Consider the following 26,940-nt stretch of genomic DNA (forward strand, 5'->3'; position numbering starts at 1 on the left):
TGTCAAAAACCCGTGTGCTATAACGCCCACGGGTTTTAACCTACTCGTTTAATTTACAAAGATGGTTTATTATTTTACTGGTGTAAGTGGAGTCCCATCTGAAAATACTCGGTCAATGTTCTGTACGCATAATTCCATCATTTTATATCTTGTTTCAGTTGTTGCACTTCCAATATGAGGTAATGCGACTACTTGTTTTAATTGCAATAGAGGATGCTCTCCTGAGATTGGTTCTTCTGAGAACACATCTAATCCAGCTCCGGCAATTTCACCCTCTACTAAGGCAGAGTAGAGATCATCTTCATTGACTACTGGTCCACGTGAGGCATTCACAAAAATAGCTGAAGGTTTCATTTGCTGAAAGACTTCTTTTGTAAAAAGATTTTTTGTTTCAGTTGTTAAAGGCGTTAAACAGACGATAAAATCAGATTGACTGACAAGTTCTTCAAATGAAACATACTGAGCATGAAGTTCTTCTTCCGCTCTCTTTTTCCTCGAACGATTATAATAAAGGATATGCATATCAAATCCTTTTGCACGTTTAGCAACAACCTCACCAATACTCCCCATTCCAACAATTCCAATGGTTTTTCTATGGACGTCATGTCCAGCTAATAGCAGTGGACTCCAGCTTTTCCACTGATTATTTTTCACATATTCTGCCGCTTCAATCATTCTCCTTGCCGTAGCTAATAATAATGAAAAGGTCAGATCAGCCGTTGATTCTGTCAGGACATCAGGTGTATTAGTGATTATTACATTCGCGCGCTCTGCCGCTTGTATATCTATGTTGTCATAACCAACTGCCATATTGGCCACAACCTTTAATTTCGGGGCATGTTGAAATAATTCCTCATCTACTTTTTCTGATAACATTGTCATTAAGCCTTCTGCATCTTTCACCTTTTCGAGCAACACATGACGAGGGATTACTACATCCTCCTTGTCCCACATCTCAACATCGTATTTTGCTTGTAATGGCTCAATGACCTCATTTGGAAGTTTCCTTGTAATAAACAATTTCTTACCCATTCTCTCACCACTTCCCATTTTCTTTTCATTATAGGCAAATTTTTCATTTGGTGGAAGTAATTTCGCTTGGTAAGAAAGCACGATCCAGCTTGAATTAGGCTCGTGCTTATAGAATGATTGCTCTTTAGCTTAAGGTGAAGACTCATCTTAATTGGGAATGATGTGCTTATTTCAGATTTCTCCACACTTTCCAACTTTGTTGACTGATGAAGTGGAAATAAATATATTTTATTTCGATACCAACCATTCAGGCATAGGAATATACCATTGTTTAGATACTTCCTGATGGTTTACGATTTCAAAAAAACGCGATATGAATTGTTCATATTCTGGCGATTGGTGCAAATACTTTTCTAATTTTTCCTTCAGAATATTTCGTTCTTGTTCTGTTTGTGCACCGTAATAGCTTTCGACGCATTCAAAATAATGAAGTGGGAACATCATTCTCGCATAATATAAACGCCATGAAAAACTTGACAATGGACTGATCGATTCATATTCTTCAACAAACTTTCTTACATCTGGTTGATAGGTTTTTATATTCTTGAAGTACTTCTCTCTCGTCCATTCGGCTAAATCTCTTGTGGCATGGTCAAATACCCAATCAAAAGGGTTTTTCACATAATATTGTTCTCCCCATGTACGATTAGAAAATCTCTCATGGCAGACAGTGCCAGTATCAGTCATCATCGGTTCATCATCAAATTCCGTATCAACAATATATTGAATCGCATTTTCAGCCATTCCCATGTAATAAGGAAATGATTCTAAAAATAGGCGGTCAAATTCACTTTCTCCATCAAATTGAAATACCATATCATTCCATACCTTTTCCATTTGATCGAGTCTTGTTTCCCACAGTGTTTTCCATTGACCGATTCGACTTGTTTGTTCCACTGCAAAATTAACCGTTCTCCCTCGAAAGTGGAATTTTGCCAACTTCCTGCCGAAATGTCCTTCTTTTCTTGGCTGTAAACGTTGATTACTTAAAACTGCATATCTCGCTTCCTCCCACTCAGTATAAGGCTTTCCTTCTGTTGTTTTTTTAAATCCAGCAATATTCTTATCCCCACTCATTCTTAAATGCTCTGCAATTTGATCCAGTTCAGTTAGCGCCTCTTCTTTTAAATGATTCGCAGGGACTAATATATACACTTCATTTTGTGATTTACAAGCATTATAATGATCAAATCGAAACTCTTCTTCCGCCTGAATATTATATTTTTCCTTGAGTAAACGTCTTAACATTCGTCATAACCCCCTTTTAATCAAGCTAAATAGATGCATTTTATTCAAATATATGAAAAAATAGCTAAAACTTGTTGATTTATTTTTAGGGGATATGATGGTTTGAAAGTTCGCAAGCTATCATTACTATCATATATTAGTAAAGAGCAGCATAAAGCGAATAAAATTATAGAAAAAGGTGAACTCATGAGTGAAGAAAAAGCAATTACTTTAACAGAGAAAACAGCAAGAAAATGGCTCAAAGAACGAGGAGTAGAGATTGTTGATATTGCTGAGTTAGTGTATTTTCTTCAAGAGAAATATCATCAAAACTTGAAAATAGAAACATGTATCGACAATGTAGAAAGAGTATTATCCAAACGTGAAGTGCAAAACGCCATTCTCACCGGTATCCAATTAGATATGCTTGCAGAAGAAAAGAAATTAATGGAACCACTGCAATCCATTATTGAAACAGATGAAGGATTATATGGTGTTGACGAAGTTTTAGCGCTATCAATTGTAAATGTGTATGGTTCAATCGGAATGACCAATTTTGGTTATGTAGATAAATTAAAACCCGGTATCTTAGGTCCATTAAATGATAAAAACTCTGAAAGATGCCATACTTTTTTAGATGATATTGTTGGTGCCATTGCTGCTGCGGCTTCTAGTCGCCTTGCCCACCGTGCGCATCATGTGGAATAGATAGAAGAAAAATAGTAGGACATCACTTTATAGTGAGCCTGCTATTTTTATTTTACTCGCCTTTATATTACTGCAGAGTTTTAGATAAATTTGTTGTTATAAAAAGCGTTCATGTTCACTCGCATGACTGTCTATAATCGTCTTCGCAGTCAACATCTATTCCAACAATATAAAAAACAGCAAGTACATCTTTCGTAATGCTGTTCTTCATTTCTTATAAGTATTCCCACTGATTTAGTGTATCCACAACAAAGGTTGGTTGCTTGTCGTAGCCTTTTAAAAGTTCCTTCGTTGTTACGCCTGTATGAACCAATAATGTGTCTAAACCAGCATTCATTCCTGCCTTGATATCTGTATCATAGTTATCTCCAACCATCAATGTATGAGCTTTATCTGTGCCTAATACTTTTAACGCTTGCTCCATAATAATCGCTTCTGGCTTGCCAATAAAAGTTGGAATAGTTTGCGTCGATACACTAATGACTGAGGTTAATGACCCATTTCCAGGTAAAAGTCCTCTTTCAGTTGGAATGGCTATATCACCGTTTGTAGAGATAAAGGTAGCTCCATTTCTTACAGCCAAACAAGCCGTTGCAAGTTTCTCGTAGTTGATGTCACGATCGATTCCTGAAACAACATAATCGGCGTGCTCACCTGCAAAGTGAAAGCCCTTTTCTTCTAATGCCTGTCTAATCCCTTCTTCTCCGATCACAAATATAGACGTTTCGGGACTTCTTTGAAAAATATAATTCGCCGTTGCCATACTAGTTGTAAATACTTTATCTTCAGTAGCCTCAATGCCAAAATTTTGAAGTTTTTCAGCAACTTGTTTCGGTGTTCTAGATGAATTGTTTGTGACAAAAAGGTAGGGAATGCCTCTTTCTTTTAACCCTTGAATAAAGGAAACGGCTTCATGAATTAATTGTTTTCCTTTGTACATCGTCCCATCTAAATCAATTAAATAACCTTTATATTTTGTCATTTACTTTCCCCCTAATTTCTAAAAGCTGATACAGGACCAAGTTCTTTCATTAAATAGTCTCTAACAGCTGTAGGGAATTTTTTTAATTGAGCTAATTCTAATTGGAAGCTCTTGTTTAATTCATCATGTTGAATGCCTGTATAACTTTGCACTAATGGCTTACGGTAAGCAATAACCTTTTTATAGCTGATAGCCATTTCATGGTCAATGACTTTTTCATCTTCCAGAATATCAATAATATCTTCATAACTACCTGGGTCTCTCATAATAAAGCCATCAATCATTGCATTACCTACATCTAAGACCGCCTCAATAACCATATGGCTCAGTCTTTCAAGCGCAAGTTTCTCTATATCCGAATGAAGTGCTGTATGTTTCCCTAATAGTGATAGTTGTTTTTCCAAATAAACGAGGATTTCCTCAATTTTTTCTCGATCAACAAAATACATGTCCCTCACCTTTCTCATCCCATACTTCCTATCTATTGTATCTCATTCATAACAATGAAGAAAGTTCTCCCTTATGTGAGTATAAAATCAATTTCCTGTCTGCTAAGATTTTGTTATGATAAATGTAGCATGGATAGTTAGAAAGGGGTCTATACGTTAAATGACCGAAAGATTCTTTTTATATGATGATTTAGAAGATACAAAAACACGCTTTGTTAGTTTTATGGGTGAAAATCAACGCTTTGATTTAGCGCTTGTTCGTTCAGATCGGTATTATGGAAAACAACTTGTTCTTGATATTCAAGGAAGTCGTTTTGCTATTATTGGTACCGATGACCTTGAAGAAGAGGGTTATTTAGAACATGCTTTTCAATTGGAGAGCGAAGATGCAGAAGAGTTAAGAGCCTTTTTATATGAGGTCATTTAACCGATTGGATAATATTGATTGCTCCTGCAAATAGTATAAATGGGAGCGTAGCAAGGCTCTCATTTTTTCTCATATTATTAGGAGTGATATCAATGGATCAAAAAAAGAATTACTCGGATTTTGACAATGTTGAATCACAAAAGGAAAACCTCGCAGTGGAAGATTTACCTGAGGGCCCGTATGGTGCACCAAGAGGGAAGCATACACCTGTTGAGAATAAAAGTTCAGAGTGGGAAGAAGGTCAACACCAATCTAGTGCATTTGTTTATGAAAATCGGGAACTTCATGCTGACATTCCTAGAGAAATGCCTGGAGCACACGATCCCCATTCAGAAGCTTCAGATGAGTAATTTTAACAGAAAAAAAGCTGGACGAATAATTCGTTCAGCTTTTTCTATTGCTTCACTCTTTTTACAACGAAATAAGGACAACCAAAATTACAATATTCGTATAAATACTCTGTCAAAGTGCTAATTTTCGTATCATACGTCGCTTTTTGATTCTGATCGTCAAAAAAACCTCTTAGTCTTAGTTGGCCGTATCCCCAGTCACCTACAATATAATCATAACGATTTAATATTTCACTATATCGACCCCGAAAAGCTTCTTCATTAAATCCGTCTCTAATATCTTCAATTACTTCATAACAAGCGTTTTGTATACAAACCAATTGATCTCACCTCTTTTTCATTGGCTCACTAATTAAATTATAAAGAAAGTTAACGTTTATGTACAATAGTCCTATTTTAAATTATAACTGATTCACCATCAATTACTAAGGAAAAAAACGAAAGAATCGGAAAAGATATTGTTAAGGGGGTGTTTCTGATGAAAAAAATGATAATGTTCATCGGGATATCCAGTATGGTTGCTCTCACTGGATGTCAAGCAGCCGATCATTCCGCTAAAGGAGATATTTATCCCGAAAGTGGCAATACGGTTAATGTGAATGATCAGCGAACAGATATTTACAATACTAGTCAGCAAAATAGTGAAGATTTCGGATACGTTCGTCATCAAAAAAGTCCTATTTATGGAGAAAAGGTATCCAATGAACATTATGCTGCCATTAATCGTGAAAAAGTGGCTGATATTATCGGAAAATATTGTACTGAACTTCCTAATGTGGATGATGTATCTACATTAGTGACTGACAATGAAGTGTTAATTGTTTACAATACGGATTCAGATAATCGTGAATCAACTGCTACACAAGTACAAAAAATGGCAGAATCAGTTGTTCCCGGATGGTTTGATATTTATACCACTGACAATACCAATCTCCGCAAAGAAATAGAAAGTTATTCTACGATGGATGCAGATAGTGAGCACACACATTATGGTATTGATCAATTAACGAGTCAAATGAAAAAAGCCGATATTAACAAGTCTGAAAAGATGTCAAATAAGTAACGCTGTGAAATATCAAAAGAGGATTAGCTCCTTTAGCTAATCCCCTTTCTTGTGTTTACGCTTCTTTCGCGTCTACTTCACCCATTTGTTGTCTTTGCTTAGCTGCTGCATTTACTTGTTCATCTGCATGATAGGAAGAACGAACCATTGGACCTGCTTCACAATGGCTAAACCCTTTGGACATTGCAATTTCCCTTAATTCATTAAACTCATCTGGGTGATAATATTTTACAACTTTTATATGTTTTTTAGATGGTTGTAGATATTGACCAATCGTCATAATATCTACGTCATGTGCTCGCAAATCATCCATCGTTTGAATGATTTCTTCTTTTGTTTCCCCTAACCCAACCATTAAACTTGATTTGGTTGGAATTTCAGGTTGCATTTCTTTAGAACGTTGTAAAAATTCAAGTGATCGTTTATATGTAGCACGCGCTCTTACTCTTGGCGTCAGTCTTTCTACTGTTTCAATATTATGGTTTAAGATATCTGGTTTTGCATCCATTACTGTTTTAAGATTATCATATACCCCGCCCATATCAGAAGGTAAAACCTCTACAGTTGTAAATGGACTTTTTCTTCTAATGGCACGAATCGTTTCCGCTAAAATAGCTGATCCACCATCTTTTAAATCATCTCGCGCAACCACTGTAATAACTGCATGTTTTAAATTCATTAAAGCAACTGAATCAGCTACGCGTTCCGGTTCTTCCCAATCTAGCTCAGTTGGTAGCCCTGTTTTGACCGCACAAAAACGACAGGCTCTTGTACAAACAGAACCTAAGATCATAAATGTTGCTGTCCTTCTTACCGCCCAACATTCATGAATATTTGGGCATTTTGCCTCTTCGCATACAGTATGAAGATTCTTTTCTCTCATCATTTTCTTTAATCCGGTGTAGTTTTTATTAGTGTTTAACTTTATTTTTAACCAATCCGGCTTACGTAAATGTTCATCTTTCTTAGTCGTCATTCTTCTTCACTCCATCCCAGAATTTCAAAAAGACGCTTTTTTTATCATCATTTTTATCTAGAGAGTCTTACAGAAGCAACTTTAACACATGGAAGTAGATAGAACAACCTCGTTCATCAAAAACCTTCCAATATTTTATATTTATCGTTTTTCTATTTTATCACAAACTATAACAGTAATTAGAAGAGAAGGGAGGTTTATTGGTGCGAGTTTTCACATTACTTATCACCTTAACAACGGTCTTATCCTTAATGCAACCAGAAACGGCAGTAGCCTCCGAAATAGATGATATTTACGCAAAAAGAATGGCGCTTTATGAAAGAATTGAAACAGTCACGACCATTCCTTGGTATTATCTTGCTGCCATCGATCAATATGAAAGAAATGTAAGACAATCAAGAAGAGACTTACCTAAAGCTGAAGGGATTACTGGCATTTACTTTAAACCGGAGGAATGGGTTGGTTTCACAAACCCAAACATAAATGACGAAGACCCAAAGACGATAGAGTTTTTTAATGGTATTGGCTTTGATGGTGATGGTGACGGAAAAGCAAGTTTAGATAGTGATGACGATGTATTGTACGCATTTGCTAACTTTCTACTTCGTTATGGTACGGATTATGAGAACATTAAAATTGGTATTTGGAACTATTATAAACGTGATAAATCGGTCAGAATTATTATGGGAAAAGCAAAGCTTTATCAAAACTATGGGAGACTTAATTTAGATGAACATGTTTTTCCTGTCCCAATTGGTACTCATTATAGCTATCGAAGTACATGGGGAAGTGCAAGAGGTTGGGGTGGTAGAAGAATACATGAAGGAACAGATATTTTTGCTGATTACGGCTTACCAGTTAGAGCTACCAGTTATGGTATTGTCGAAATGAAAGGCTGGAATAAATATGGTGGTTGGCGAATTGGTATTCGCGATATCAACAATAACTATCACTATTACGCTCACCTAAGTGGATTTTCTGATGATTTAAAAGTTGGTCAAATTGTTGAACCTGGAAAAGTCATTGGTGGTGTCGGTAGTTCTGGCTATGGACCAAAAGGGACTTCGGGAAAATTCCCTCCCCACCTCCATTATGGTATGTATAAGGATAATGGCTATACTGAATGGTCGTACGACCCATATCCTCATTTAAACCTTTGGGAAAGACAAGAAAGAGCAAAGTAAACGAGGAAGAGATGGCGCCTTCTTGTTAGAAGCGGCATCTAACTCCTCGTTTTTTGAATTTCGCTTGAGCAATGATCCATTACCCAATATTTTGTTAACGGTTCTTTTTATCCGCCCAAATAAGCCATACGGATTTCATCACTTTCTTGTAAATCTTTTGCTGATCCGGTGAGCACCACTTTTCCAGTTTCAAGGACATACCCTCTTTTCGCAATAGAGAGGGCCATATGCGCATTTTGTTCAACAAGTAAAATCGTTGTTCCATTTGTTTCATTAATTTCTTCTATAATACTGAAGATGGTCTTAACCATAATAGGGGCAAGGCCCATGGATGGTTCATCTAACAAAAGCAACTTAGGTCTAGCCATAATGGCTCTGCCCATCGCTAACATTTGTTGTTCTCCGCCTGATAAAGTTCCGGAAAGCTGTCCTTTTCTTTCGAATAATCGCGGGAAAAGTTCATAGACTTTCTGGATATCTTTTTGTACTTCTTTATCTTTTCTCACAAAAGCGCCTAGTTCTAAATTTTCTTCTACAGTCATATTCGAGAACACGCGTCTTCCCTCTGGTACATGCGATATCCCAGCCTTTACAATCGTTTGTGCTTGTTTACCAACAATCGATTGATTCTCATATTGAATCACGCCTTGCTTCGGCTTTAATAATCCTGATAACGTTTTTAATAGCGTGCTTTTCCCTGCTCCGTTTGCACCAATTAAAGTGACAATCTCTCCTTCTAATACCTCTAACGAGACGCCCTTTAATGCATGAATATTCCCATAGTAAACATCTATTCCATCAACCTTGAGCATCCGAAGAAACCTCCTCTCCGAGATAAGCCTCGATTACTTTTGGGTTACTTCTAATTTCTTCTGGCAACCCTTCAGCAATTAATTGCCCATGGTCAAGCACATAAATTCTTTCACATATCCCCATAACTAAATTCATATCGTGTTCAATTAAGAGTATCGTTAAATCAAACTTCTCTCTAATAAAGCGAATGAGCTCCATAAGGTCATGTGTTTCTTGTGGGTTCATACCGGCAGCCGGCTCATCTAACAGCAAAAGCTTTGGTCCAGCCGCTAATGCTCTTGCGATTTCTAATCGCCTTTGTTGTCCATATGGCAAGTTTTTAGCTAATTCATCCTTCACATGTTCGAGCTGAAAAATACGTAATAGTTCTATTGATTTGTCTTCCATTTCTTTTTCTCCGTTAAAATGAGAAGGCAACCGGAGAATCGAGCTTAACATCGAATGTTTCGCACGCGAATGATTCGCTACTTTTACATTATCTAACACAGAAAGATCATTGAATAAACGAATATTTTGAAACGTCCTACTGATTCCTTTCCTTGTCACCTGATAGGGAGGGAGTCCGTTTAAACGTACACCTTCTAAGAAAATATCTCCTTCAGTCGGCACGTAGACACCAGTTAATAGGTTGAAGCTGGTCGTTTTCCCTGCTCCGTTTGGACCAATCAAACCGATCAGTTCCCCTTGGTGAATTTCCAAATCGAATCCTGAAACAGCTTTTAAACCGCCAAAAGAAATACCAGCTTGATTGACTTTTAATAATGGTTGATTCTCCATTTTAGCTTCCTCCTTTCACGCTTTTACGTTTAAAGAGGTCCGTAATTTCCTTTGTCCCCAATAAACCTTGCGGACGGTAAAGCATAACTAGAATGAGCACGGCACTATAGATTATCATTCGTGTTTCAGGATAACTTTGTAAAAATGTGGAGATAATCGTTAACAAAATAGCCGAGATAACCGCCCCAGATAGACTGCCTAATCCCCCTAATACGACGAAAATGAGGATATCAAATGATTTCAAAAAACCAAATTGAACGGGTTGAATAATATAAAAATTATGAGCATATAACCCCCCTGCGATTCCTGCGAAAAAAGACCCAATGGCAAATGCCGCTACTTTATAATAGGTCGTATTAATACCCATCGCATCGGCAGCGATTTCATTTTCTCTAATCGATATACATGCGCGACCATGCCTTGAATTTGTAAAATTCACAATCACTAATACGGTAATAAATAAGCAGATGAAGGCTGAAGTCCAAGTTGTCATCTTTGTGATCTGCATACCTGCTGCTCCACCTACTGCATCAATATTTAAGAAAATGATGCGGATAATCTCTGCAAATCCTAATGTTGCAATCGCTAAATAATCACCACGTAACCTTAAAGAAGGTATCCCAACAATTAAGCCAGTTAAAGCGGCAACAATCCCACCAATAATAAGTGCAATAGGAAATGGGAGTGAAAGTTTCATCGTTACAATTGCTGAAATGTAAGCCCCAACAGCTAAAAAACCAGCATGTCCGATTGAAAATTGTCCTGTAATGCCAATAACTAAATGTAAACTGACGGCCAATATAATATTAATACAAATATAAACAAGTGTATTCACATGATAATTATTAATCATTCCAGTATTTGCAGCCATCTGAACTGCAAAATAAACAATAATGGAGAGAATAACAAACAACCAGAAACCTTTGATCTTCTTCGTATTCATCCTTTTTACACCTTCTCTCTTGCATTTTTACCAAAGATACCTGATGGCTTGAATAAAAGGATTAAAATGAGAATGACAAATGCTGCCGCGTCTCTCCATAAAGAGTAACCAAGGCCACTAACAACCGTTTCAACTACGCCTAACACAAGGCCACCAACCATCGCTCCAGGAATAATACCGATGCCACCTAGTACAGCTGCAACAAAAGCCTTTAATCCTGGAATCACGCCCATTAACGGTTCTATTTTTGTATAATACACACCAAAGAAAACACCTGCTGCCCCGGCCAAGGAAGAGCCAATAGCAAATGTGGCGGAAATGGTTGTGTTTACATTAATCCCCATCAACCTTGCAGCATCCATATCATGTGACACAGCCCGCATTGCTTTACCGATTTTGGTTTTATGAACAATAAATTGTAGAACAATCATTAGCACAATCGAAGTGCCTAAAATCATAAGTGATTGACTACTGATTTGTGCACCCAAAATATTAAAGGTTTGATTGCTAATGACTTCAGGATAAGCTTCTGGTTGTGCACCTCTAAAGTAAATAAATAAGTACTGTATAAATAAAGAAATCCCTATCGCTGTAATGAGGGCAGCAATTCGCGTAGAACCTCTCAACCTTCGATATGCTACTCGCTCAATTAACATACCCATCCCTGCACAGACAGCCATTGCAATAATTAAGGCAGGAAAGAATCCTAACCCCCAACCAGCAATCGCGTAAAAACCAACAAACGCCCCAATCATAAATACTTCACCATGGGCAAAGTTGATCAATTTGATAATTCCATAAACCATTGTATAGCCTAAAGCAATCAGTGCATAAATACTTCCTAACGATATCCCATTTACTAACTGTTGAATCCAATCCATGAATCCCCACTCCTCTTCAAATAACCCGAATAGCTTCAGATAGAGAGTGACAGCTAGCGAAAACGCTATGCTGAATATCTCCTCATAAGGTAATTTTTGACACGCTAATTTCAAAAAACTATTGCCCCTGAGCAATCTTGGACTATGAGATTATTAGCTATCACAACAGGAATTACCCTTTCATATCTGATAAAAAAAATGGAAGGCCCAATCGCTCCTCCCATTTTAATACAGCCTCATTTTAAGGATTTACTTTCGTTTTGAAGACTTGCTCCCCATCCTTATATTCCAATACAGTAGCTGATTTAATTGGGTTATGATCTTCATCAACTGAAATGATACCCGTTACAAGAGTTAAATCTTTCGTCTCAGATAAGGCATCTTTGATTTTCTTCGCATCACTTGTACTTTCAGCACGCTCCATGGCATCTTTCAACATATATACAGAGTCATAACCTAATGCATTAAAAGCATCCGGGGATGAGCCATTATATTTTTCACCAAACTTTGTTACAAAGGATTGAATTGTCTCGTCTGGATCACCCGAAGAATAATGGTTTGTTATAAATGTGTTATTTAAGGAATCCCCTCCGGCTAATTCAACTAGCTTTGGTGAATCCCAACCGTCAGCACCCATTAGCGGTACGTCAATACCCATTTCACGTCCTTGTTTGACAATAAGTCCTACTTCTTCATAATAACCAGGGATAAAAATAAATTCGGGTTTAGCTGATTTAATTCTTGTAAGTGTGGACCTGAAATCAGTATCCTTCGCCACATAAGATTCTTCGGCAACTATTTTCCCACCTGCTGCTTCGAAAGTTTCTTTAAAGGAAGCTGCTAAACCTTTTGCGTAATCACTTGCATTATCAGCATAGATAGCTACATTTTTAACTCCTAATTCATTGGCAGCAAAATTAGCTGCCACTGTTCCTTGGAAAGGATCAATAAACGATGTACGGAATACAAAATCATTTAAGCTTCCATCATCATTCACTGTTACATTCGGACTCGTACCTGAAGGAGAAAGCAATACCGTCTCTGAATTATTAGCCACTTGTGCTTGAGCAACTGTATTTCCACTTGTAGCAGACCCAATAATAGCTACGACATCATCATTTTCCGTTAATTTAATAGCTGCATTGGTTGCTTCTGCTGCATCCGATTTATTATCTACTTTTACAATTTCTATCTCTTTACCGTCGATTCCACCATCTTTATTAATTTCATCCACAGCCAATTCGATTCCTTCAGCAATTCCTTCACCATATGAGGCAACTGCACCAGAAAGTTCTAGGTTGGCACCTATCTTGACAGTATCACCAGACTCACCACCACCTGCACTATCACTACCACAGCCAGCAAGGAAACCTGCAGCTCCTATGGTAGAAGCTAAAAGAACAGCGGTCATTCTCTTTTTAAATAACATAATGATCCCCCTTTTTTTGATTATTCCAACAACTAAGAGCATGGTTCAAATCCCCCATATAAACCCCACAAGAAAAGATACCACACAAAAAAAGTAGACTAAAATAACCAAAATGTAATATTTTTCTGATAATTGCTATAAATCTAAAAATAGTATAGTATCATTTTATTCATCTGTCAAAACAATCTTTGTGAATAATATTAATATTTAGAAATCTATTAATAGTTTAGAGCGTTAAAGGGTTTCTCTTTACTATGTTTTGTTTGTAAAACTCTATCATTATATTCATAAAATAATTAATAGTAGATAGGTATAATGTAGTTCAGTTAATTGTTAATAATTAGCAATTAAAAATAACTAGCTACTTTTATATAAAGTAAAATAACTTTGCTTATGTAGTGATTTTAGACTTGTAGGATAGAAAAAGAGGAATGAACCGACGAGTTCATTCCTCCTTCCTATATTGTTCAAAAGAATTATTATATCATCTTCTCGGTTTTTGTACCGAACATTTTAACAACAAGGAAAATCCCCGCCATCATAACAATCAAAGCAGCTAATGCAATGATTACACTTCCACTTACACCCAAAATGATATAAGAGATGGCCGCAGCAACAGCTGCTGTAAAGGCATAAGGAAACTGTGTAATGACATGGTCAATCAAATTACTCCCTGCACCTGTGGCGGATAAAATAGAAGTATCAGAAATCGGTGAAGCATGATCTCCGAATACTGCACCTCCAAGTACAGCTGCCATTGCAGGAATCAGCAAGGATATATCTGTAGCTACAGCAATATCACCAGCTATTGGAAGAAGAATGCCAAATGATCCCCAAGATGTACCTGTACTAAATGCCATAAGTGCCGCAATAATAAATAGGATAACAGGGATAAAATCATGACTCAGATTCGATTGATTAATAACGCTAGCCAAGTACTCCCCTGTACCTAGTTGACTAATCAAATCTCCGAGTAACCAGGCAAAAATTAAGATCAATACTGATCCAAACATAGATTTCATCCCAACCCATGTAGCTTTCAAATAAAAATTACTCGTTAGTTTATCATCTTTCTTTAATACTTGAGCAAATTGTACGTAAGCAACAGCTAAACTCAATAATCCTCCGACAATTAATGATAAGGCCACATCTGTGTTTTCTAATAAGGATACTAACGACACATTCCCCTCTGCACCATTAATGCCTGTCCAAGCCATCATACTCACTGTTCCAATAAATAAAACAATGATTGGCCAAACAAGATGACCAACAGTCCCTTTCGTACTAATAGGTAATTCTTCTTGAACTTCGTCTTTCAACTGTTTCTTCTTATCAAATAGAATTCCTTGTTCAATAGCTTGTTTCTCATGTTTCTTCATCGGACCAAAGTCAATTTGCCCAACAACAATGATAAACACCATTATGATTGCCGCCCACACATAAAAATTTAACGGAATGATTTGCATGAAAGCAGAGAAAGCACTATAATCAGTTATTTTATGAGACACTAAAATCGAGCCAATTAAGGCGATAATTGATGCTCCCCAACTTGATATAGGCGAAATAACACATAAAGGTGCGGATGTTGAATCAATTAAATAAGCAAGCTTTACACGTGATACTTTTTGTCGATCGGTAACAGGTCGAGATACCTGTCCAACTGTTAGCGCATTAAAATAATCATCTATAAACAAAATCATACCTAAAACTACGGTTAATAACTGTGCACCCACTCTCGTTTTCACACGCTTCATTGCCCATTCACCAAAGGCACGACTACCACCCGATAGTGAAATAAATGCAGTAATGCTACCAAGAATAAGTAAGAATAATAGAATGAATATATTCCAAGTATTTAACCCTTCATCTGTTATAAAAAGTGCTATAAACGACGAGAAAAATATTTGTAGCGTATCTAGCGGTTGATATCCTCCAATTATGATAGCTGCTGTTAACGCCCCTAAACCAAGGGAGAGAATCACCCTTTTTGTTAGTATAACCAAAAGCATCGCTACCAAAGGTGGCAGCACAGAAATAAATGTACCTGTCATAAAAAGACCTCCTATTAGTATAGGAGCTATAGACATGAACGAATGCGTCTCATATCAATTAACGATCAGAGAAAGGTATCCTCCACTTTTCTTTGATCCTTAATTGATAATAAAAAAAGAGTAACGATAGAGATTCTATCATTACCCTTCAAGAAGTAACGTTATTCTCCATCACGACTGTAGCTCCCCATTATGGTTAATATACCTCCATAATGACAGTGTTACTCCTATTAAGAGCAACCCCAACAAATAAATATTGACGTACCTATTTGCTTCGGCAAATCTCCCTTTTATCAAAGTTCACTGTTGTCATCCTCACATTGATTACTAATGATGATTTGCGCCTCTACCCCATCGGATTGATAAGGCATTATTCAATTGTTATACATTATATCAAAATATAATTATTTATGCAAAACTCTATCAAAACCTAAAATATTCATAAATTTATTATTTTTAAGATATAGTAGGATACTATAACCTATACCATTCTTAATAGCGCTTCTCTACCGATCATCCCATTTTTAATGCCTAATTCCTCTGCAGCAAAAGTGACTGATTCAAGTGGTGCATCTATTAGCTGTTGAATCGTTTTTACCCCTACTGCTCTACCAGCAATGACATGGCGATCTTTTAATTTTTCATTTAATAACGCAACGTCTAATGCACCACACATGATATATCCTTTATCATTTGATACGACTAACAAATTAGTTTTTGGCAGCTCAACGGATACAGTCATAAACGTATGACCATCCAAAATAACAGGCTTTAATTCAACCATGACCGTCCCCCCTTCCCTTTAACAATTTATGTTATAGGTAGAGATTCGGTGTACTCATTAGTTAAAATAAACCGAGTTGTTTTGGAGCTAATCCCTCATATTCAATTCCTAATATTTCTAGAATTTCCTTCGCATTATCCGCTGCGTCACCACCAGAATTATTATTAAATAGTACATAGACCTCCTTCGCCTCTTTTTGTAATTGCTTTAATCGCTCTGCCCACTCCAATAATTCCTGGTGATTATAACGGTATAGATAGCGAACTTCACGCCAATTTGGTTGTTTTTTATTTTGCCATCCATGAACATTACGACCGTGCAAGCGGACTAGTACAATTGGATTACCGCAAGTATGCATCACAATTGGAACAGACCCCTCCCCTGCTTGTGGTTCATCACAAACGGTATGTATCCATTTCTCTTCCTTGATAAAATTTAAAGTACCTTCTATAAACGCATCTTGATACCAAGACTGATGACGAAATTCAACAGCACATGGTATTTCTCCCATTTGCTGTTTACACCAGCGTAAATATTGCACGTTTTCCTTTTTACAATTAAACCACGGTGGAAATTGAAATAGGACCATCGCTAACTTATTTTCTCTTATATAAGGGGCAAGCGACGCTTTAAAAGCAGCAAACATTTCTTCCTTTGTCTCAAAAGGAATCTCCCCCCTTTGATGCCCCGTCATCCCCTGATAAGCTTTCACAACAAATTTAAATGAAGCAGGCGTTTCCCTCACCCACTTTTCCCCGTTCCTTTCTGGCTGTACGGCATAAAAGGAAGCGTCTACCTCAACTGTTGGAAAATGAGCGCCATATTCTAATAGTTTATCTCGGTTAGATATACGCTCCGTATATAGGCTGTCATGATCTCCCCATCCAGTTAAACCAATCCTAATCATTCCATCACCTCATCTACCAATAATCTTCATACTGATTATTTTACCTAAAGGATATAACCATAAACAAGAAGGGCAATGAAATAAGTGAAAAAGAATCAGTCAAAACAGAAAAGAAGATTCTTAGAACATTTCATTGGCCCATTTTCTTATTTTGTGATTGTTCATCGGTATCGAAAAAGGAACCCTTACACAGTAATAAGGAAAAGCATATAGAAAAAGTAACTTATGGAAATGGTATAAATCAAATATTCGTTTTTTACTATGAGTTAAAAAGAAAAAAAAATAACCCGAACCATTGTTCAGATTATTTTTTATTAAACAGGTTAACTCGCTTTGATTTTGTTCGTTTTTTTCAATAAATAAAGTAAGTATGGTGCACCAATTAAAGAAACAATTATTCCAGCAGGTATTTCTTTCGGAGCTAAAACGACTCTTCCAAGAAAATCAGCTGAAATAAGTAAAATCCCGCCAATTACTATGGTTAATGGCAGTAATTGTAGTAGCTTCGGACCGACCAGTTGTCTAGCAATATGTGGAGCTAGTAAACCGATAAACCCAATTGCCCCAACCACTGATACACTGATGCTTGACAACATAACAGCTAGTATAATCATAAACATACGCATTTTACTTGTTTTCACACCTAAACCAATGGATAGTTCATCACTCAATGATAAGATCTCGAATGTATTGGCCATATAGAGAATAACCGGAAATAGTAGTAACGATGTTATCATCACAATTACTAGATCACTCCAGCTTGTCCCATAGGTGCTACCAGCAAGCCATGTTAAAGCTTGTGATGCATGAAGGTTCGCACGTACTAATAAAACCTGTATAATAGCAGAACCTACCGCGGATACAGCAACACCCATTAATAATAGAATCATCGGTTGATAACCGCTCCGCGCACTAATAAACAATACAATTCCCATTGTGATAAGTGCACCAATTAATGCACCAATTGGAATAAGGACAAAGGGGGCTTGTGGAAAAACAATGAGAACCAACATCGCCACTACACTTGCACCTGAAGTCACACCTAAAACAGAAGCGTCAGCAAGTGGGTTTCGTAAAACAGTCTGCATCATTAAACCGCTAGCCGCCATCATCATACCAATTCCGAAGCTGACAACCACTCGAGGCAAGCGAAAATCCCAAACGAAGGTATTATACATCAATTCTCTTGGCAATTCTAAAAGACTAGTGAAACTTGTTCCCCCAAACGAAAGGCTAAACCCTACTAATCCAAGAACGGCGAGAGATATGAGGACATAAAATCTTTTAACATGCTTAATTCGCACTTTCCCCTCTAATGCTCCTCCAGCAGTTCTCGTTTTCCTACTTATCTTTAAGGCTAAATAGACTAACCAAGGTGCTCCTATAATGGCCGTCATTGCTCCTACAGGTAACTCAGACATACTAGATATCATACGAACAAAGATGTCAGCACATATGAGTAAGCCTGCACCGACCACTATATTTCCTATTAGCATGGATCGATGCTTTCTAAATCCCATTAAACGAACAATATGTGGAGCCATAATACCAACAAAGCCAATTGGGCCTACTACTGTAACAGAGACAGCAGCTAATATAATTGCAATGCCCCAACCTATTAATTTACTTATCATCACATTTTGTCCTAATCCTACAGCTACATCTTCCCCCAACAGTAAAGCGTCAAAACGATGACCTATTATAAAGGCAAAAAGAAGAGTGAAGAGAACCCATGGCAAAGCAAATTGAACGCCACTCCAATCAAGCTGTAACAATGTTCCCGCTCCCCATAAAAATAACCCGGACACTTCATTTTCATATAAAAGCTGCAGGGCACTAGTAAATGAAGAAAACAACATTGTTACTATCAATCCAGTTAATGCGATTCTAATAGGATCCAATGCTCTACCTACTAAAAAACTAACAATTAAAGCTGCTATGATTCCTCCAAGCATCGTCACCAAAAATGGAAAGGCACCCTTTATAGAAGGAAAGAAAATGGAAAAAAGAACAACAAAGAAAAATGCTCCTGCATGAATACCTAGTGTACTTGCACTTGCGAGTGGGTTTCTTGTCATTGTTTGTAATAACATCCCTGCTACGGCAAGTGCAGCTCCAACTAAACAACCAATTAAAAACCTCGGCATTCTACTATAAAGGAGAAAATTCAGTTCCTGCTCATTATCCCATACTTCCATCCAAAAGCTGAGTAAGCCTGTTGAAGCTTGTCCTTGGCTCAAGTGGATGAGACCAAGAATAATAAACAAGAGCACACATACCGCAAATAATAGAAAGGGTTTAACTCTCATAACATTACTTCACTAATGTCTCTTCAACATGATCAACTAAAGTTTCCATAGAAAGAACACTACCAAACGTCCACACACCTGCGCCTACATCGTACATCAAATCATTTTCTACAAAGTATAAAGAATTCCAAGCTTTGTTTCCTTCTAAATTATTAAATAACGGATCATCTTTTTGTACAGTATGAAGAAATATAGCTTCTTCGTACTTAGATACACCCTCTACATTTGTTGTAATAAAACCACTCGGCTGAGGATCTTGGTCCTGTATTTTATTCGTCAATCCTATACCTTCAAGTGTATGGCTCACCGTTGAGTTTTCTGTAAATAATCGAAAGGTCGGGGCTTGATTCGCAGAATAAGCTTGTGTAAAAACAAATTCATTTGTCTTTAATTGAGCTGCAGATATATTCTCTTTCGCTTCTGCCATTTTTTCCTCTAAATGAGCAACTGCCTCGTCAGCCTCTTGTTCTTTACCTACTAGCTTACCTGTCTGCTTTAATGTATGTAACATGTAAGCATATAAGTCTTTTTGAGCTTCCTCTGTAGAACTATCAAAAATCACTACAGGAGCTATTTTTTCAAGGTCCGCTTTAAACTGTTCTTGATATTCCATACCAATAATCACATCGGGCTCTAACTTTGCTATTTCTTCAATATTTGGTTCTGTTCTTAAACCAATATCCACAACACTATCATCTAATTTAGCGTCAATTGTTACCCACTTATTAAACCCCTCTACATCAGCTACTGCAGCTGGTTGTACACCAACAGCTAATAACTCTTCAGCCACGCTCCATTCAAGAGCAACTACTTTCTCCTGAACTCCTTCAAAGCTGCGTTCACCTGACGCATCTTCAATGACAATCGTTTGATTGCTATTATTCTCTTCTCCACTATTACTCTCTTCTTCCTTTTGCATACAACCAGCTAAAATGAGTACAAATAAAAGCATAATAAAATATAATTTCTTCATTAATCAAAGCTCCATTTCCAAAAAAATTAATTATCATAGCAATCTCATTCAAAGTGAAGAAAATTCCGAAATATTAAAAGCTAATCATTTGAGAATTTAATTTGATTTTAACCTTTCAACAATGATAATCATTCTCATTTTAATGTAAAAAATAGCGTTTGGCAATACACTATTTTTATTGCTCACACTACTATTCATTCTTTAATCATTTTAAATGCTCTTATCTTTAATAAAATCGTATATAATCGATATCATATCTTGAATGAACATTTCTTCAATCAAACGACACAATGAAAACGCCCACCTTCATTAAGGTGGGCGTTCGTTCTTATATTATTTACCCTCAGATGTCCCGTTAAGGTCTACGTCTTCCAGTAATTAATTGGAATAATAAAACGACGAGTGCAATAACTAATAATAGGTGGACAAGTCCTCCTGCGACATCAAAGCTAAATCCCAAAATCCATAAAATAATTAAAATACCGATAATCGTCCAGAGCATTTTACATTGTCCTTTCTGTTGTGTATTTGTTCGATACTCTTACATACCCCAGAAAAAAAACACTTAAACCTACAGAACATTTCTCTATGTTTAGAATATATGAGAGGAAGGGAAAATACAGAATAGATATTTCACCTATTAACGGAAGAAGGGATACTATTGGGCACACCTGTCGTTTATGACTTTATTGGCATTGGCTTAGGGCCTTTTAATTTAAGTCTTGCAGCTTTAACTGATCAAGTCAAAGAGATAGATGGATTATTTTTTGAACAAGAAGAGGAGTTTGTATGGCATCCAGGTATGCTTATAGAGGGCACAGATTTACAGACACCCTTTTTAGCTGATTTAGTAACATTTGCCGACCCAACTAGTCCATATACATTTATCAATTATTTACATACTCATGAGCGCTTATATGCGTTCTACTTTTTCAACCAATTCAACATTCCGCGCAAAGAATATAGTGACTATTGTAGTTGGGTAGCCCATCAATTATCACATTGTTATTTCAGCCATCGTGTAACAAATGTGATAGAAACAAAAGATCATCTTTATCAAGTAACTGTAGAGAATCTACTAAAAAAAGAAGTATCCAACTATTTAACAAAGAATCTCATTATCGGAACTGGCAGTATACCAATGGTTCCAAAGGGATTAGATGGAGATTGGCCAAACAATGATATTAGTCACTCAAGTGAGTATTTGTTTCATGAGAAGCAATTGAAAAGTGCGCATTCAGTCACTGTAATCGGTTCTGGTCAAAGTGCATCTGAGATTTTTTACGACTTATTGTTAGATCAGAAAAACCACGATTATGAACTAACATGGTTTACAAGATCTTCAGGCCTTTTTCAAAAAGAAGATGCCAAATTAGGGAAAGAATTTTTCTCGCCTGAATATATTCATTATTTCCATCAACTTGATTTTGACCATCGTCTAGAAGCATTAGATTCTTTAAATCAACTACGGAATGGCATTGACCCCGAAACTTTAAAGAAAATTTATAATCTGCTTTACCATCGTTCTATTAGTGGAGAAAAACTCAATGTAACTATCCAACCCTTAACAGAAGCGAAGAAAATAGAGAAAATAGAGAAGACGTACCATCTACATTGTCAACAATGGCAGCAGGAGAAAAAATTTACTCATCAAACGGAAAAGGTCGTCTTAGCAACTGGTTATAAACCCGCCCTACCGAATTGGTTATCACAATTTGCCGATGAAATTATTTGAGAAGACAATAAACGATTCAAAGTAACGGAAAATTATCAAATTGACTTTAAGAAAAAGAAAACAAATCATATCTATACCTTAACCAATATCGAGCATTCTCACGGGGCTAGTGCAACAAATCTAGGCCTATCTGTTCTAAGAAATCAAAAAATCATCAATTCAATTGTTGGAAAAGAAATATACCCTGAACCAACAAAAACGGTTTTTCAGCAATTTTCACCGAAACACTAGTCAATGTTGAGACAGTCAATAAAGAAACCCTGCAGATGAAAGTCTATTCAGCAGGGTTTCTTTTTTATTTTAGGTTAGCGACAGTGCCACCATCGACTCTTAAATCAGTTCCAGTAATATAACTTGCAGCATCACTCACTAGAAACGCAACGGCTGAAGCAATTTCAGTTGATTCTCCTTCACGCTGCAAAGGTGTTTTTTCTAGTAACATCTTCATTTGCTCAGATTGACTAGCTTCCTGTCTACCCATTGGTGTATTTATCGTACCTGGAGAAACAGAAACAATTCGCGCCCCTTTCTGTCCCCACTTCCATGCTTGGTCTTCTACAATTAATAAAACACCTAATTTCGAAAAGCTATAGGCAGCACCAGAATTCGTTTGATAGAAAGGCTCCATCTTCTTGTGTAAATCTTCAGCTAACGGCGCCTTTAGTATTTCGCTATACGGCCCTTCCTTTGGCACCATATGTCCACTCATTGAGGAAATACAGACGGCAACTGTCCCTTTTTGTGCGATTTCATAGAAGGCATTTAAAATGATACTTGTTCCTTTTAAATTAACATCAACAATTCTTTTCGCATCAGCCATCGTCGGTGATAATCCAGCTGTATTGATGATGGACTTTAACTCACCTAATGAATCAGCCTTTTGCACCAATGCTCGAACATTTTCTTGATCTGTTATATCTACTGTTTGATAATGTACTTGAGCGATTCCTTTGTCATTTAACTCTTGTTGGGTCTGTTTTAATCTCTCTTCATTCACATCGGCGAGCAAATAGATATCTTCCTTGTTTAACGCTTCTGCAATCGCTTTTCCCATGCCACCTGTACCACCAGTTATTACATGAACATTTGTCACTTATGTTCCCCTCCGTTATACTTCAATTTACTATCACTTATAATTGTAAAAAAACAAGCCAATACAAACAAACGACATTTTCACACTAAATGTCCAATTTAAGGAGATGAGGAAGCAATGCTACAAAATACATCTGCAAAAGCTTATATCATCACAGCACTACTAGAGCTATTACATCAAAAGACATTCTCTTCTATAACAGTAAAAGAGATTGTAAAAAGAGCAGGCATTAGTCGCTCTACCTTCTATGTCTATTACTATGATAAATATGATTTGCTTGAGCAACTCTCAAAGGACATTATCAACGAATTTTTAGCCTTTTATCCTCAAGCTAAAAAAATGCACCATCCCCATTTAAAGGTTGAAGAAACAACCAAGGATATATGTAATCATGTCTTTTCTTATCAATCTTTTTATAAAGAACAGTTAAAAAACCCACAATTCATTCACCAATTATCACGAGAACTATCTGCAGCATTAATGCATGTCTATAACCATAAAAGTTACGCCTCCTTTTCTAGCTATGGCACAGTTGGCTTTCTGGCTGAATGGGTATATGACTCTTTTCAAATGACACCTGAGGAAGCTGCTATTGAATTAAGAAAGATAGGGACTACAGATTGGTCAAGCTTCACATACAAACATGAAAACGGCGAACTCTAAGGAAAAATGATTATTCCATTAAGGATCTTTATTCTTTGGATATACAAGTCAATTGAATTTCTCTATGCAATAATATAAAAAAAGCAAGGTGAATACTTCCATTAAAGTAACCTTGCTTTTTATTTTATCTTCATTTATTTAACAAAAGTTCCTGCATTTAGTCGTCGTTGCATTTCTTTTACAACGAGGGATGGACGACTTAGTACACCATCAACAACCGTCCCCAAATATATTTGTAACGCTCTTACTGTATGAGGACCCATAAAACCATCAGGATTTGCACCAATCATTCGTTGTAATGCTTTTACCATCGGACTTCCTTGTTTTCCACTAGCAAAGTGAATCGTTCCATCATAGAAGGCATTCGTTACACTATTTTTCGGCTGATTACTGATGATACCATCAACAGGAGTACCAAGTGCTTTTTGTAGTGCTCTCGTTGTTGATTTTCCCCATTTTCCGTCCACATTCAGATTCGCTTTCGGGGCTATTTGTGGCTTCTTCGGCACTCCTTTTTTGATTTTTTCTAATAAAGCAATGTTTTGCGCCGCCGTACCTTGATAATTATTCATCCCATATTGCTTTGCTAATATTGCTCGATTCTTGAAAGATGAGTCGATCCCTTGTGCGTTAAGATAGTCGACAATACTATTTCCATTCTCAACCGGTTTTGGTTTTGGTTTCGGCTGATTAGGACCGGGGGAAGGGGATCCGAAATTTTCCTCTTCCTGCACCCCATCTACTTTATTCAAAAAATCCTCCCATGTAATGCCCTTATAACCCGCGCGCAATTGTGCTGGGCAGTTTTTCCCTGACCAATCGTGATGTTGTTTAATTCTACTCCGATCCAACCCATACTTGTCCATCAACATTTTGACTAATGCTGCTCCATTATTGATTGTCTGTTCATAATCTCCATCGGCATTGATGCACATTTCAATATGAATCGACGCCGTATTCCCCGGACCTCGCCCATCTCCTGCTGCCCAGCACATCACATCATCTTCAAATGACTGAATTACCATGCGATCATCCACTTGGTAGTGCCAACTAGCTTGTCTTGAATTTAAGTTCGACTGTAAATTAGCGTGCATCTGTGCATTTGCTCCGATTCCCATATTTCCTGTTTGATGTGGTGTTATATATTGAATTTTGTTCCCTTTACCATAAGAGCGTTGATTAACCACTTCCTGAGATACCAGCTGCTTTATCACATTAACCATATAAAAACACTCTCCTTTCTATAATATATAAGTAAAAAGGACTGCCCGTGTGGACAGCCCTTCATAAAAATACATATAGAAAGCCTATTTTTTCTATAGAATGGAGGAGTAAAAATATAATGAGCAAATTACTGGTCTAGGTATATAAGACGCATTTGCTACTCTATTGTTTCAACCGTGTTGTTAATGCAAATGCATTTGGCTTCCCAAAATAGCGTAGTAACCTAAAAACATAATCGACATTCAAAAATTATGACAATAAACGAACGACTTGCTGTTTTTGGGTGGGGAAATTCCTTGCATGCATCTCACTCTGTAGACAATTATGAAAAAGTAGCATGACTGATTAAACTAAATAACCTCTGACTTAAACTCAAAAAAAGAAGACGAACTAAAAAAGTTCGCCTCATATACTAAAAATAAACGAGAAAATAATCTGAATCGGCACGAACGTATTTTCCCTCTATCACTCCAAACAAAAAACCCTTAAATAATAAGGGTTTTAAGCATTTATCCAATTGAACCTTCCATCTCGAACTTGATAAGACGGTTCATTTCAACAGCATATTCCATTGGAAGTTCTTTTGTAAATGGTTCGATGAAGCCCATAACAATCATTTCTGTTGCCTCTTCTTCAGAAATACCTCTGCTCATTAGATAAAATAGTTGTTCTTCAGATACTTTAGATACCTTTGCTTCGTGCTCTAATGAAATATTGTCATTCATGATTTCATTATAAGGAATCGTATCAGAAGTTGACTGATTATCCATAATTAATGTATCACATTCAATATTTGAACGTGCGCCAGTTGCTTTACGTCCAAATTGAACAATTCCACGGTAAGTTACTTTACCACCTTGTTTAGCAATTGATTTAGAGACAATTGTCGAAGATGTATTAGGTGCTAAGTGTAGCATTTTCGCACCTGCATCTTGGTGTTGTCCTTTACCTGCTAATGCGATGGACAATGTCATACCACGAGCGCCTTCACCTTTAAGAATAACGGCTGGATATTTCATCGTTAGTTTGGATCCGATGTTACCATCAATCCATTCCATTGTTGCATTTTCTTCACAAACTGCACGTTTTGTAACGAGGTTAAACACGTTATTTGCCCAGTTTTGAATTGTTGTATAACGGCAATACGCGCCTTTTTTGATGATAATTTCAACTACGGCACTATGCAGTGAATTTGTTGTATAAACAGGTGCTGTACAACCTTCAACATAGTGTACATGTGCGCCTTCATCTACAATGATTAACGTACGCTCGAACTGACCCATATTCTCAGAGTTAATACGGAAGTAAGCTTGTAATGGTGTGTCTACTTTAATTCCTTTAGGAACGTAGATGAATGAACCACCAGACCATACGGCTGAGTTTAATGCAGCGAATTTATTATCTGTCGGTGGGATTACCTTTGCCCAGTGCTCACGGAAAATATCTTCGTTTTCACGTAGGGCAGAATCTGTATCTTTAAAGACAATTCCTTTTGACTCAAGATCCTCTTGCATATTATGGTAAACAACCTCAGATTCGTATTGAGCTGAAACCCCAGCAAGATATTTTTGCTCCGCTTCTGGAATACCTAACTTATCAAAAGTTTGTTTGATTTCTTCAGGTACCTCATCCCAAGAACGCTCTGTTTTCTCAGATGGTTTTACATAATACGTAATCTCATCAAAGTTTAGTGCTGATAGATCGCCACCCCATTGAGGCATTGGCATATTGTAGAAGTGCTCTAAAGATTTTAATCGGAAGTCAAGCATCCATTGAGGCTCTTCCTTCATTTTAGAAATCTCTTGCACGATTTCTTTAGTTAAACCGCGTTTTGACCGGAAAATGGAAATGTCCTTATCGGCAAATCCATACTTGTAATCGCCGATTTCAGGTGCTTTTTTTGCCATTTCGTATTCCTCCATTCTTATGGTTAGAAAAATCCTTCACCATGATTTATTTT

At 36.9% G+C, this 26,940-nt stretch carries 26 protein-coding genes, 1 pseudogene and 1 riboswitch; of the genes and pseudogenes, 7 read left to right on the plus strand and 20 right to left on the minus strand.

The genetic code is table 11. The features are described from left to right. Window positions 1-69: 69 nt before the first annotated feature. Window positions 70-1,032 carry a 2-hydroxyacid dehydrogenase gene (locus MHI57_RS10915; protein ID WP_095373611.1) on the minus strand — a complete coding sequence of 321 codons (963 nt, stop codon included), beginning with the start codon at window positions 1,030-1,032 and terminating at the stop codon, window positions 70-72. 228 nt (window positions 1,033-1,260) lie between these two features. Then, on the minus strand, window positions 1,261-2,280 hold the full coding sequence (gene yutH, locus MHI57_RS10920; protein WP_307318367.1) for a spore coat putative kinase YutH: 1,020 nt from the start codon (window positions 2,278-2,280) through the stop codon (window positions 1,261-1,263). Between the two features lie 186 nt (window positions 2,281-2,466). Here yutH and MHI57_RS10925 point away from each other — a divergent pair, with 186 nt between their 5' ends. Next, window positions 2,467-2,967, plus strand: a complete 501-nt coding sequence (locus MHI57_RS10925) for a phosphatidylglycerophosphatase A family protein (protein ID WP_095373610.1) — start codon at window positions 2,467-2,469, stop codon at window positions 2,965-2,967. 214 nt (window positions 2,968-3,181) lie between these two features. On the opposite strand, the gene MHI57_RS10930 is transcribed toward MHI57_RS10925, so the two are convergent. Continuing rightward, window positions 3,182-3,949 carry a TIGR01457 family HAD-type hydrolase gene (locus MHI57_RS10930; RefSeq protein WP_340976348.1) on the minus strand — a complete coding sequence of 256 codons (768 nt, stop codon included), beginning with the start codon at window positions 3,947-3,949 and terminating at the stop codon, window positions 3,182-3,184. An 11-nt stretch (window positions 3,950-3,960) separates the two neighbouring features. After that, on the minus strand, window positions 3,961-4,398 hold the full coding sequence (locus MHI57_RS10935; RefSeq protein WP_095373609.1) for a DUF86 domain-containing protein: 438 nt from the start codon (window positions 4,396-4,398) through the stop codon (window positions 3,961-3,963). Between the two features lie 160 nt (window positions 4,399-4,558). Here MHI57_RS10935 and MHI57_RS10940 point away from each other — a divergent pair, with 160 nt between their 5' ends. Further along, a complete protein-coding gene (locus MHI57_RS10940; RefSeq protein ID WP_095372016.1) occupies window positions 4,559-4,825 on the plus strand; it encodes a DUF3055 domain-containing protein in 267 nt (88 codons plus the stop codon). 92 nt (window positions 4,826-4,917) lie between these two features. After that, a complete protein-coding gene (locus MHI57_RS10945) occupies window positions 4,918-5,175 on the plus strand; it encodes a hypothetical protein (RefSeq protein WP_251163570.1) in 258 nt (85 codons plus the stop codon). 44 nt (window positions 5,176-5,219) lie between these two features. On the opposite strand, the gene MHI57_RS10950 is transcribed toward MHI57_RS10945, so the two are convergent. Beyond that, window positions 5,220-5,495, minus strand: coding sequence for a YutD family protein (locus MHI57_RS10950; RefSeq protein ID WP_095372014.1), 276 nt, complete (start codon window positions 5,493-5,495; stop codon window positions 5,220-5,222). Between the two features lie 158 nt (window positions 5,496-5,653). On the opposite strand from MHI57_RS10950, the gene MHI57_RS10955 reads away from it, so the two are divergent. After that, window positions 5,654-6,238: a YhcN/YlaJ family sporulation lipoprotein gene (locus MHI57_RS10955; protein ID WP_095372013.1), complete on the plus strand. Its 585-nt coding sequence runs from the start codon at window positions 5,654-5,656 to the stop codon at window positions 6,236-6,238. 55 nt (window positions 6,239-6,293) lie between these two features. On the opposite strand, the gene lipA is transcribed toward MHI57_RS10955, so the two are convergent. Then, window positions 6,294-7,214 (minus strand): lipoyl synthase, encoded by a 921-nt coding sequence (lipA, locus tag MHI57_RS10960; protein ID WP_095372012.1) that lies wholly within the window; start codon window positions 7,212-7,214, stop codon window positions 6,294-6,296. 251 nt (window positions 7,215-7,465) lie between these two features. Here lipA and MHI57_RS10965 point away from each other — a divergent pair, with 251 nt between their 5' ends. Beyond that, a complete protein-coding gene (locus tag MHI57_RS10965) occupies window positions 7,466-8,398 on the plus strand; it encodes a M23 family metallopeptidase (RefSeq protein WP_095373608.1) in 933 nt (310 codons plus the stop codon). A 107-nt stretch (window positions 8,399-8,505) separates the two neighbouring features. Here the strand turns inward: MHI57_RS10965 and MHI57_RS10970 are convergent, their stop codons facing one another. From MHI57_RS10970 to MHI57_RS11020, 11 genes are all read right to left on the minus strand, one after another. Then, window positions 8,506-9,210 (minus strand): ABC transporter ATP-binding protein, encoded by a 705-nt coding sequence (locus MHI57_RS10970; protein ID WP_095372011.1) that lies wholly within the window; start codon window positions 9,208-9,210, stop codon window positions 8,506-8,508. After that, window positions 9,197-9,988 (minus strand): ABC transporter ATP-binding protein, encoded by a 792-nt coding sequence (locus tag MHI57_RS10975; RefSeq protein ID WP_095372010.1) that lies wholly within the window; start codon window positions 9,986-9,988, stop codon window positions 9,197-9,199. The genes MHI57_RS10970 and MHI57_RS10975 overlap by 14 nt, the downstream gene beginning before the upstream one ends. A 1-nt stretch (window position 9,989) precedes the next feature. Continuing rightward, window positions 9,990-10,931, minus strand: a complete 942-nt coding sequence (locus MHI57_RS10980) for a branched-chain amino acid ABC transporter permease (RefSeq protein ID WP_340976354.1) — start codon at window positions 10,929-10,931, stop codon at window positions 9,990-9,992. A gap of 5 nt (window positions 10,932-10,936) precedes the next feature. After that, window positions 10,937-11,812: a branched-chain amino acid ABC transporter permease gene (locus MHI57_RS10985; RefSeq protein ID WP_095372008.1), complete on the minus strand. Its 876-nt coding sequence runs from the start codon at window positions 11,810-11,812 to the stop codon at window positions 10,937-10,939. Between the two features lie 241 nt (window positions 11,813-12,053). Next, window positions 12,054-13,241 (minus strand): ABC transporter substrate-binding protein, encoded by a 1,188-nt coding sequence (locus tag MHI57_RS10990; protein WP_340976356.1) that lies wholly within the window; start codon window positions 13,239-13,241, stop codon window positions 12,054-12,056. Window positions 13,242-13,720: 479 nt separating this feature from the next. Then, the gene (locus tag MHI57_RS10995; protein WP_095372007.1) at window positions 13,721-15,292 is read right to left on the minus strand and encodes a Na+/H+ antiporter NhaC family protein; all 1,572 of its coding nucleotides are present in this window, start codon (window positions 15,290-15,292) and stop codon (window positions 13,721-13,723) included. A 172-nt stretch (window positions 15,293-15,464) separates the two neighbouring features. Further along, window positions 15,465-15,649, minus strand: a riboswitch (Lysine riboswitch). Window positions 15,650-15,773: 124 nt separating this feature from the next. Then, window positions 15,774-16,076 (minus strand): YunC family protein, encoded by a 303-nt coding sequence (locus tag MHI57_RS11000; RefSeq protein WP_340976357.1) that lies wholly within the window; start codon window positions 16,074-16,076, stop codon window positions 15,774-15,776. Between the two features lie 61 nt (window positions 16,077-16,137). Beyond that, window positions 16,138-16,983, minus strand: a complete 846-nt coding sequence (locus MHI57_RS11005; RefSeq protein ID WP_095372005.1) for a DUF72 domain-containing protein — start codon at window positions 16,981-16,983, stop codon at window positions 16,138-16,140. Between the two features lie 323 nt (window positions 16,984-17,306). Further along, window positions 17,307-19,292, minus strand: coding sequence for an iron ABC transporter permease (locus MHI57_RS11010; RefSeq protein ID WP_340976360.1), 1,986 nt, complete (start codon window positions 19,290-19,292; stop codon window positions 17,307-17,309). Between the two features lie 4 nt (window positions 19,293-19,296). Then, complete coding sequence (locus MHI57_RS11015; protein WP_095372003.1) at window positions 19,297-20,265, minus strand: ABC transporter substrate-binding protein; 969 nt, start codon at window positions 20,263-20,265, stop codon at window positions 19,297-19,299. A gap of 355 nt (window positions 20,266-20,620) precedes the next feature. Next, entirely contained in the window at window positions 20,621-20,767 is a 147-nt protein-coding gene (locus MHI57_RS11020; RefSeq protein ID WP_157733904.1) for a lmo0937 family membrane protein, read from the minus strand. Window positions 20,768-20,926: 159 nt separating this feature from the next. Here MHI57_RS11020 and MHI57_RS11025 point away from each other — a divergent pair. Then, window positions 20,927-22,231, plus strand: a pseudogene (locus MHI57_RS11025) (lysine N(6)-hydroxylase/L-ornithine N(5)-oxygenase family protein). Between the two features lie 64 nt (window positions 22,232-22,295). On the opposite strand, the gene MHI57_RS11030 reads toward MHI57_RS11025, so the two are convergent. Then, the gene (locus MHI57_RS11030; protein ID WP_095372001.1) at window positions 22,296-23,093 is read right to left on the minus strand and encodes an SDR family oxidoreductase; all 798 of its coding nucleotides are present in this window, start codon (window positions 23,091-23,093) and stop codon (window positions 22,296-22,298) included. 117 nt (window positions 23,094-23,210) lie between these two features. Between MHI57_RS11030 and MHI57_RS11035 the strand changes: the two genes are divergently transcribed. Then, on the plus strand, window positions 23,211-23,756 hold the full coding sequence (locus MHI57_RS11035; RefSeq protein ID WP_095372000.1) for a TetR/AcrR family transcriptional regulator: 546 nt from the start codon (window positions 23,211-23,213) through the stop codon (window positions 23,754-23,756). A gap of 134 nt (window positions 23,757-23,890) precedes the next feature. Here the strand turns inward: MHI57_RS11035 and MHI57_RS11040 are convergent, their stop codons facing one another. Both MHI57_RS11040 and sufB read right to left on the minus strand, forming a co-directional pair. Then, the gene (locus MHI57_RS11040; RefSeq protein ID WP_095371999.1) at window positions 23,891-24,979 is read right to left on the minus strand and encodes an N-acetylmuramoyl-L-alanine amidase; all 1,089 of its coding nucleotides are present in this window, start codon (window positions 24,977-24,979) and stop codon (window positions 23,891-23,893) included. 510 nt (window positions 24,980-25,489) lie between these two features. Further along, window positions 25,490-26,887: a Fe-S cluster assembly protein SufB gene (gene sufB, locus MHI57_RS11045; protein WP_095371998.1), complete on the minus strand. Its 1,398-nt coding sequence runs from the start codon at window positions 26,885-26,887 to the stop codon at window positions 25,490-25,492. Window positions 26,888-26,940: the final 53 nt, after the last annotated feature.

It is taken from the genome of Cytobacillus sp. FSL K6-0129 (assembly GCF_038007625.1).
GTDB lineage: Bacteria > Bacillota > Bacilli > Bacillales > Cytobacillaceae > Cytobacillus > Cytobacillus kochii.

Excerpts from the sequence above, each read along its gene's own strand:
- MHI57_RS10940 (WP_095372016.1), top strand. The coding sequence starts at position 4,559 with ATGACCGAAAGATTCTTTTTATATGATGATTTAGAAGATACAAAAACA.
- MHI57_RS10995 (WP_095372007.1), bottom strand. The coding sequence starts at position 15,292 with ATGACAGGTACATTTATTTCTGTGCTGCCACCTTTGGTAGCGATGCTT.
- MHI57_RS10915 (WP_095373611.1), bottom strand. The coding sequence starts at position 1,032 with ATGGGTAAGAAATTGTTTATTACAAGGAAACTTCCAAATGAGGTCATT.
- MHI57_RS10970 (WP_095372011.1), bottom strand. The coding sequence starts at position 9,210 with ATGCTCAAGGTTGATGGAATAGATGTTTACTATGGGAATATTCATGCA.
- MHI57_RS11015 (WP_095372003.1), bottom strand. The coding sequence starts at position 20,265 with ATGAAGAAATTATATTTTATTATGCTTTTATTTGTACTCATTTTAGCT.
- MHI57_RS10955 (WP_095372013.1), top strand. The coding sequence starts at position 5,654 with ATGAAAAAAATGATAATGTTCATCGGGATATCCAGTATGGTTGCTCTC.
- MHI57_RS11040 (WP_095371999.1), bottom strand. The coding sequence starts at position 24,979 with ATGGTTAATGTGATAAAGCAGCTGGTATCTCAGGAAGTGGTTAATCAA.
- MHI57_RS10990 (WP_340976356.1), bottom strand. The coding sequence starts at position 13,241 with ATGTTATTTAAAAAGAGAATGACCGCTGTTCTTTTAGCTTCTACCATA.
- MHI57_RS11005 (WP_095372005.1), bottom strand. The coding sequence starts at position 16,983 with ATGATTAGGATTGGTTTAACTGGATGGGGAGATCATGACAGCCTATAT.
- MHI57_RS11035 (WP_095372000.1), top strand. The coding sequence starts at position 23,211 with ATGCTACAAAATACATCTGCAAAAGCTTATATCATCACAGCACTACTA.
- MHI57_RS10965 (WP_095373608.1), top strand. The coding sequence starts at position 7,466 with ATGCAACCAGAAACGGCAGTAGCCTCCGAAATAGATGATATTTACGCA.
- MHI57_RS10930 (WP_340976348.1), bottom strand. The coding sequence starts at position 3,949 with ATGACAAAATATAAAGGTTATTTAATTGATTTAGATGGGACGATGTAC.
- MHI57_RS10925 (WP_095373610.1), top strand. The coding sequence starts at position 2,467 with ATGAGTGAAGAAAAAGCAATTACTTTAACAGAGAAAACAGCAAGAAAA.
- MHI57_RS10945 (WP_251163570.1), top strand. The coding sequence starts at position 4,918 with ATGGATCAAAAAAAGAATTACTCGGATTTTGACAATGTTGAATCACAA.
- lipA (WP_095372012.1), bottom strand. The coding sequence starts at position 7,214 with ATGACGACTAAGAAAGATGAACATTTACGTAAGCCGGATTGGTTAAAA.
- yutH (WP_307318367.1), bottom strand. The coding sequence starts at position 2,280 with ATGTTAAGACGTTTACTCAAGGAAAAATATAATATTCAGGCGGAAGAA.
- MHI57_RS11010 (WP_340976360.1), bottom strand. The coding sequence starts at position 19,292 with ATGAGAGTTAAACCCTTTCTATTATTTGCGGTATGTGTGCTCTTGTTT.
- MHI57_RS10975 (WP_095372010.1), bottom strand. The coding sequence starts at position 9,988 with ATGGAGAATCAACCATTATTAAAAGTCAATCAAGCTGGTATTTCTTTT.
- sufB (WP_095371998.1), bottom strand. The coding sequence starts at position 26,887 with ATGGCAAAAAAAGCACCTGAAATCGGCGATTACAAGTATGGATTTGCC.
- MHI57_RS10980 (WP_340976354.1), bottom strand. The coding sequence starts at position 10,931 with ATGAATACGAAGAAGATCAAAGGTTTCTGGTTGTTTGTTATTCTCTCC.
- MHI57_RS11020 (WP_157733904.1), bottom strand. The coding sequence starts at position 20,767 with ATGCTCTGGACGATTATCGGTATTTTAATTATTTTATGGATTTTGGGA.
- MHI57_RS10935 (WP_095373609.1), bottom strand. The coding sequence starts at position 4,398 with ATGTATTTTGTTGATCGAGAAAAAATTGAGGAAATCCTCGTTTATTTG.
- MHI57_RS11000 (WP_340976357.1), bottom strand. The coding sequence starts at position 16,076 with ATGGTTGAATTAAAGCCTGTTATTTTGGATGGTCATACGTTTATGACT.
- MHI57_RS10985 (WP_095372008.1), bottom strand. The coding sequence starts at position 11,812 with ATGGATTGGATTCAACAGTTAGTAAATGGGATATCGTTAGGAAGTATT.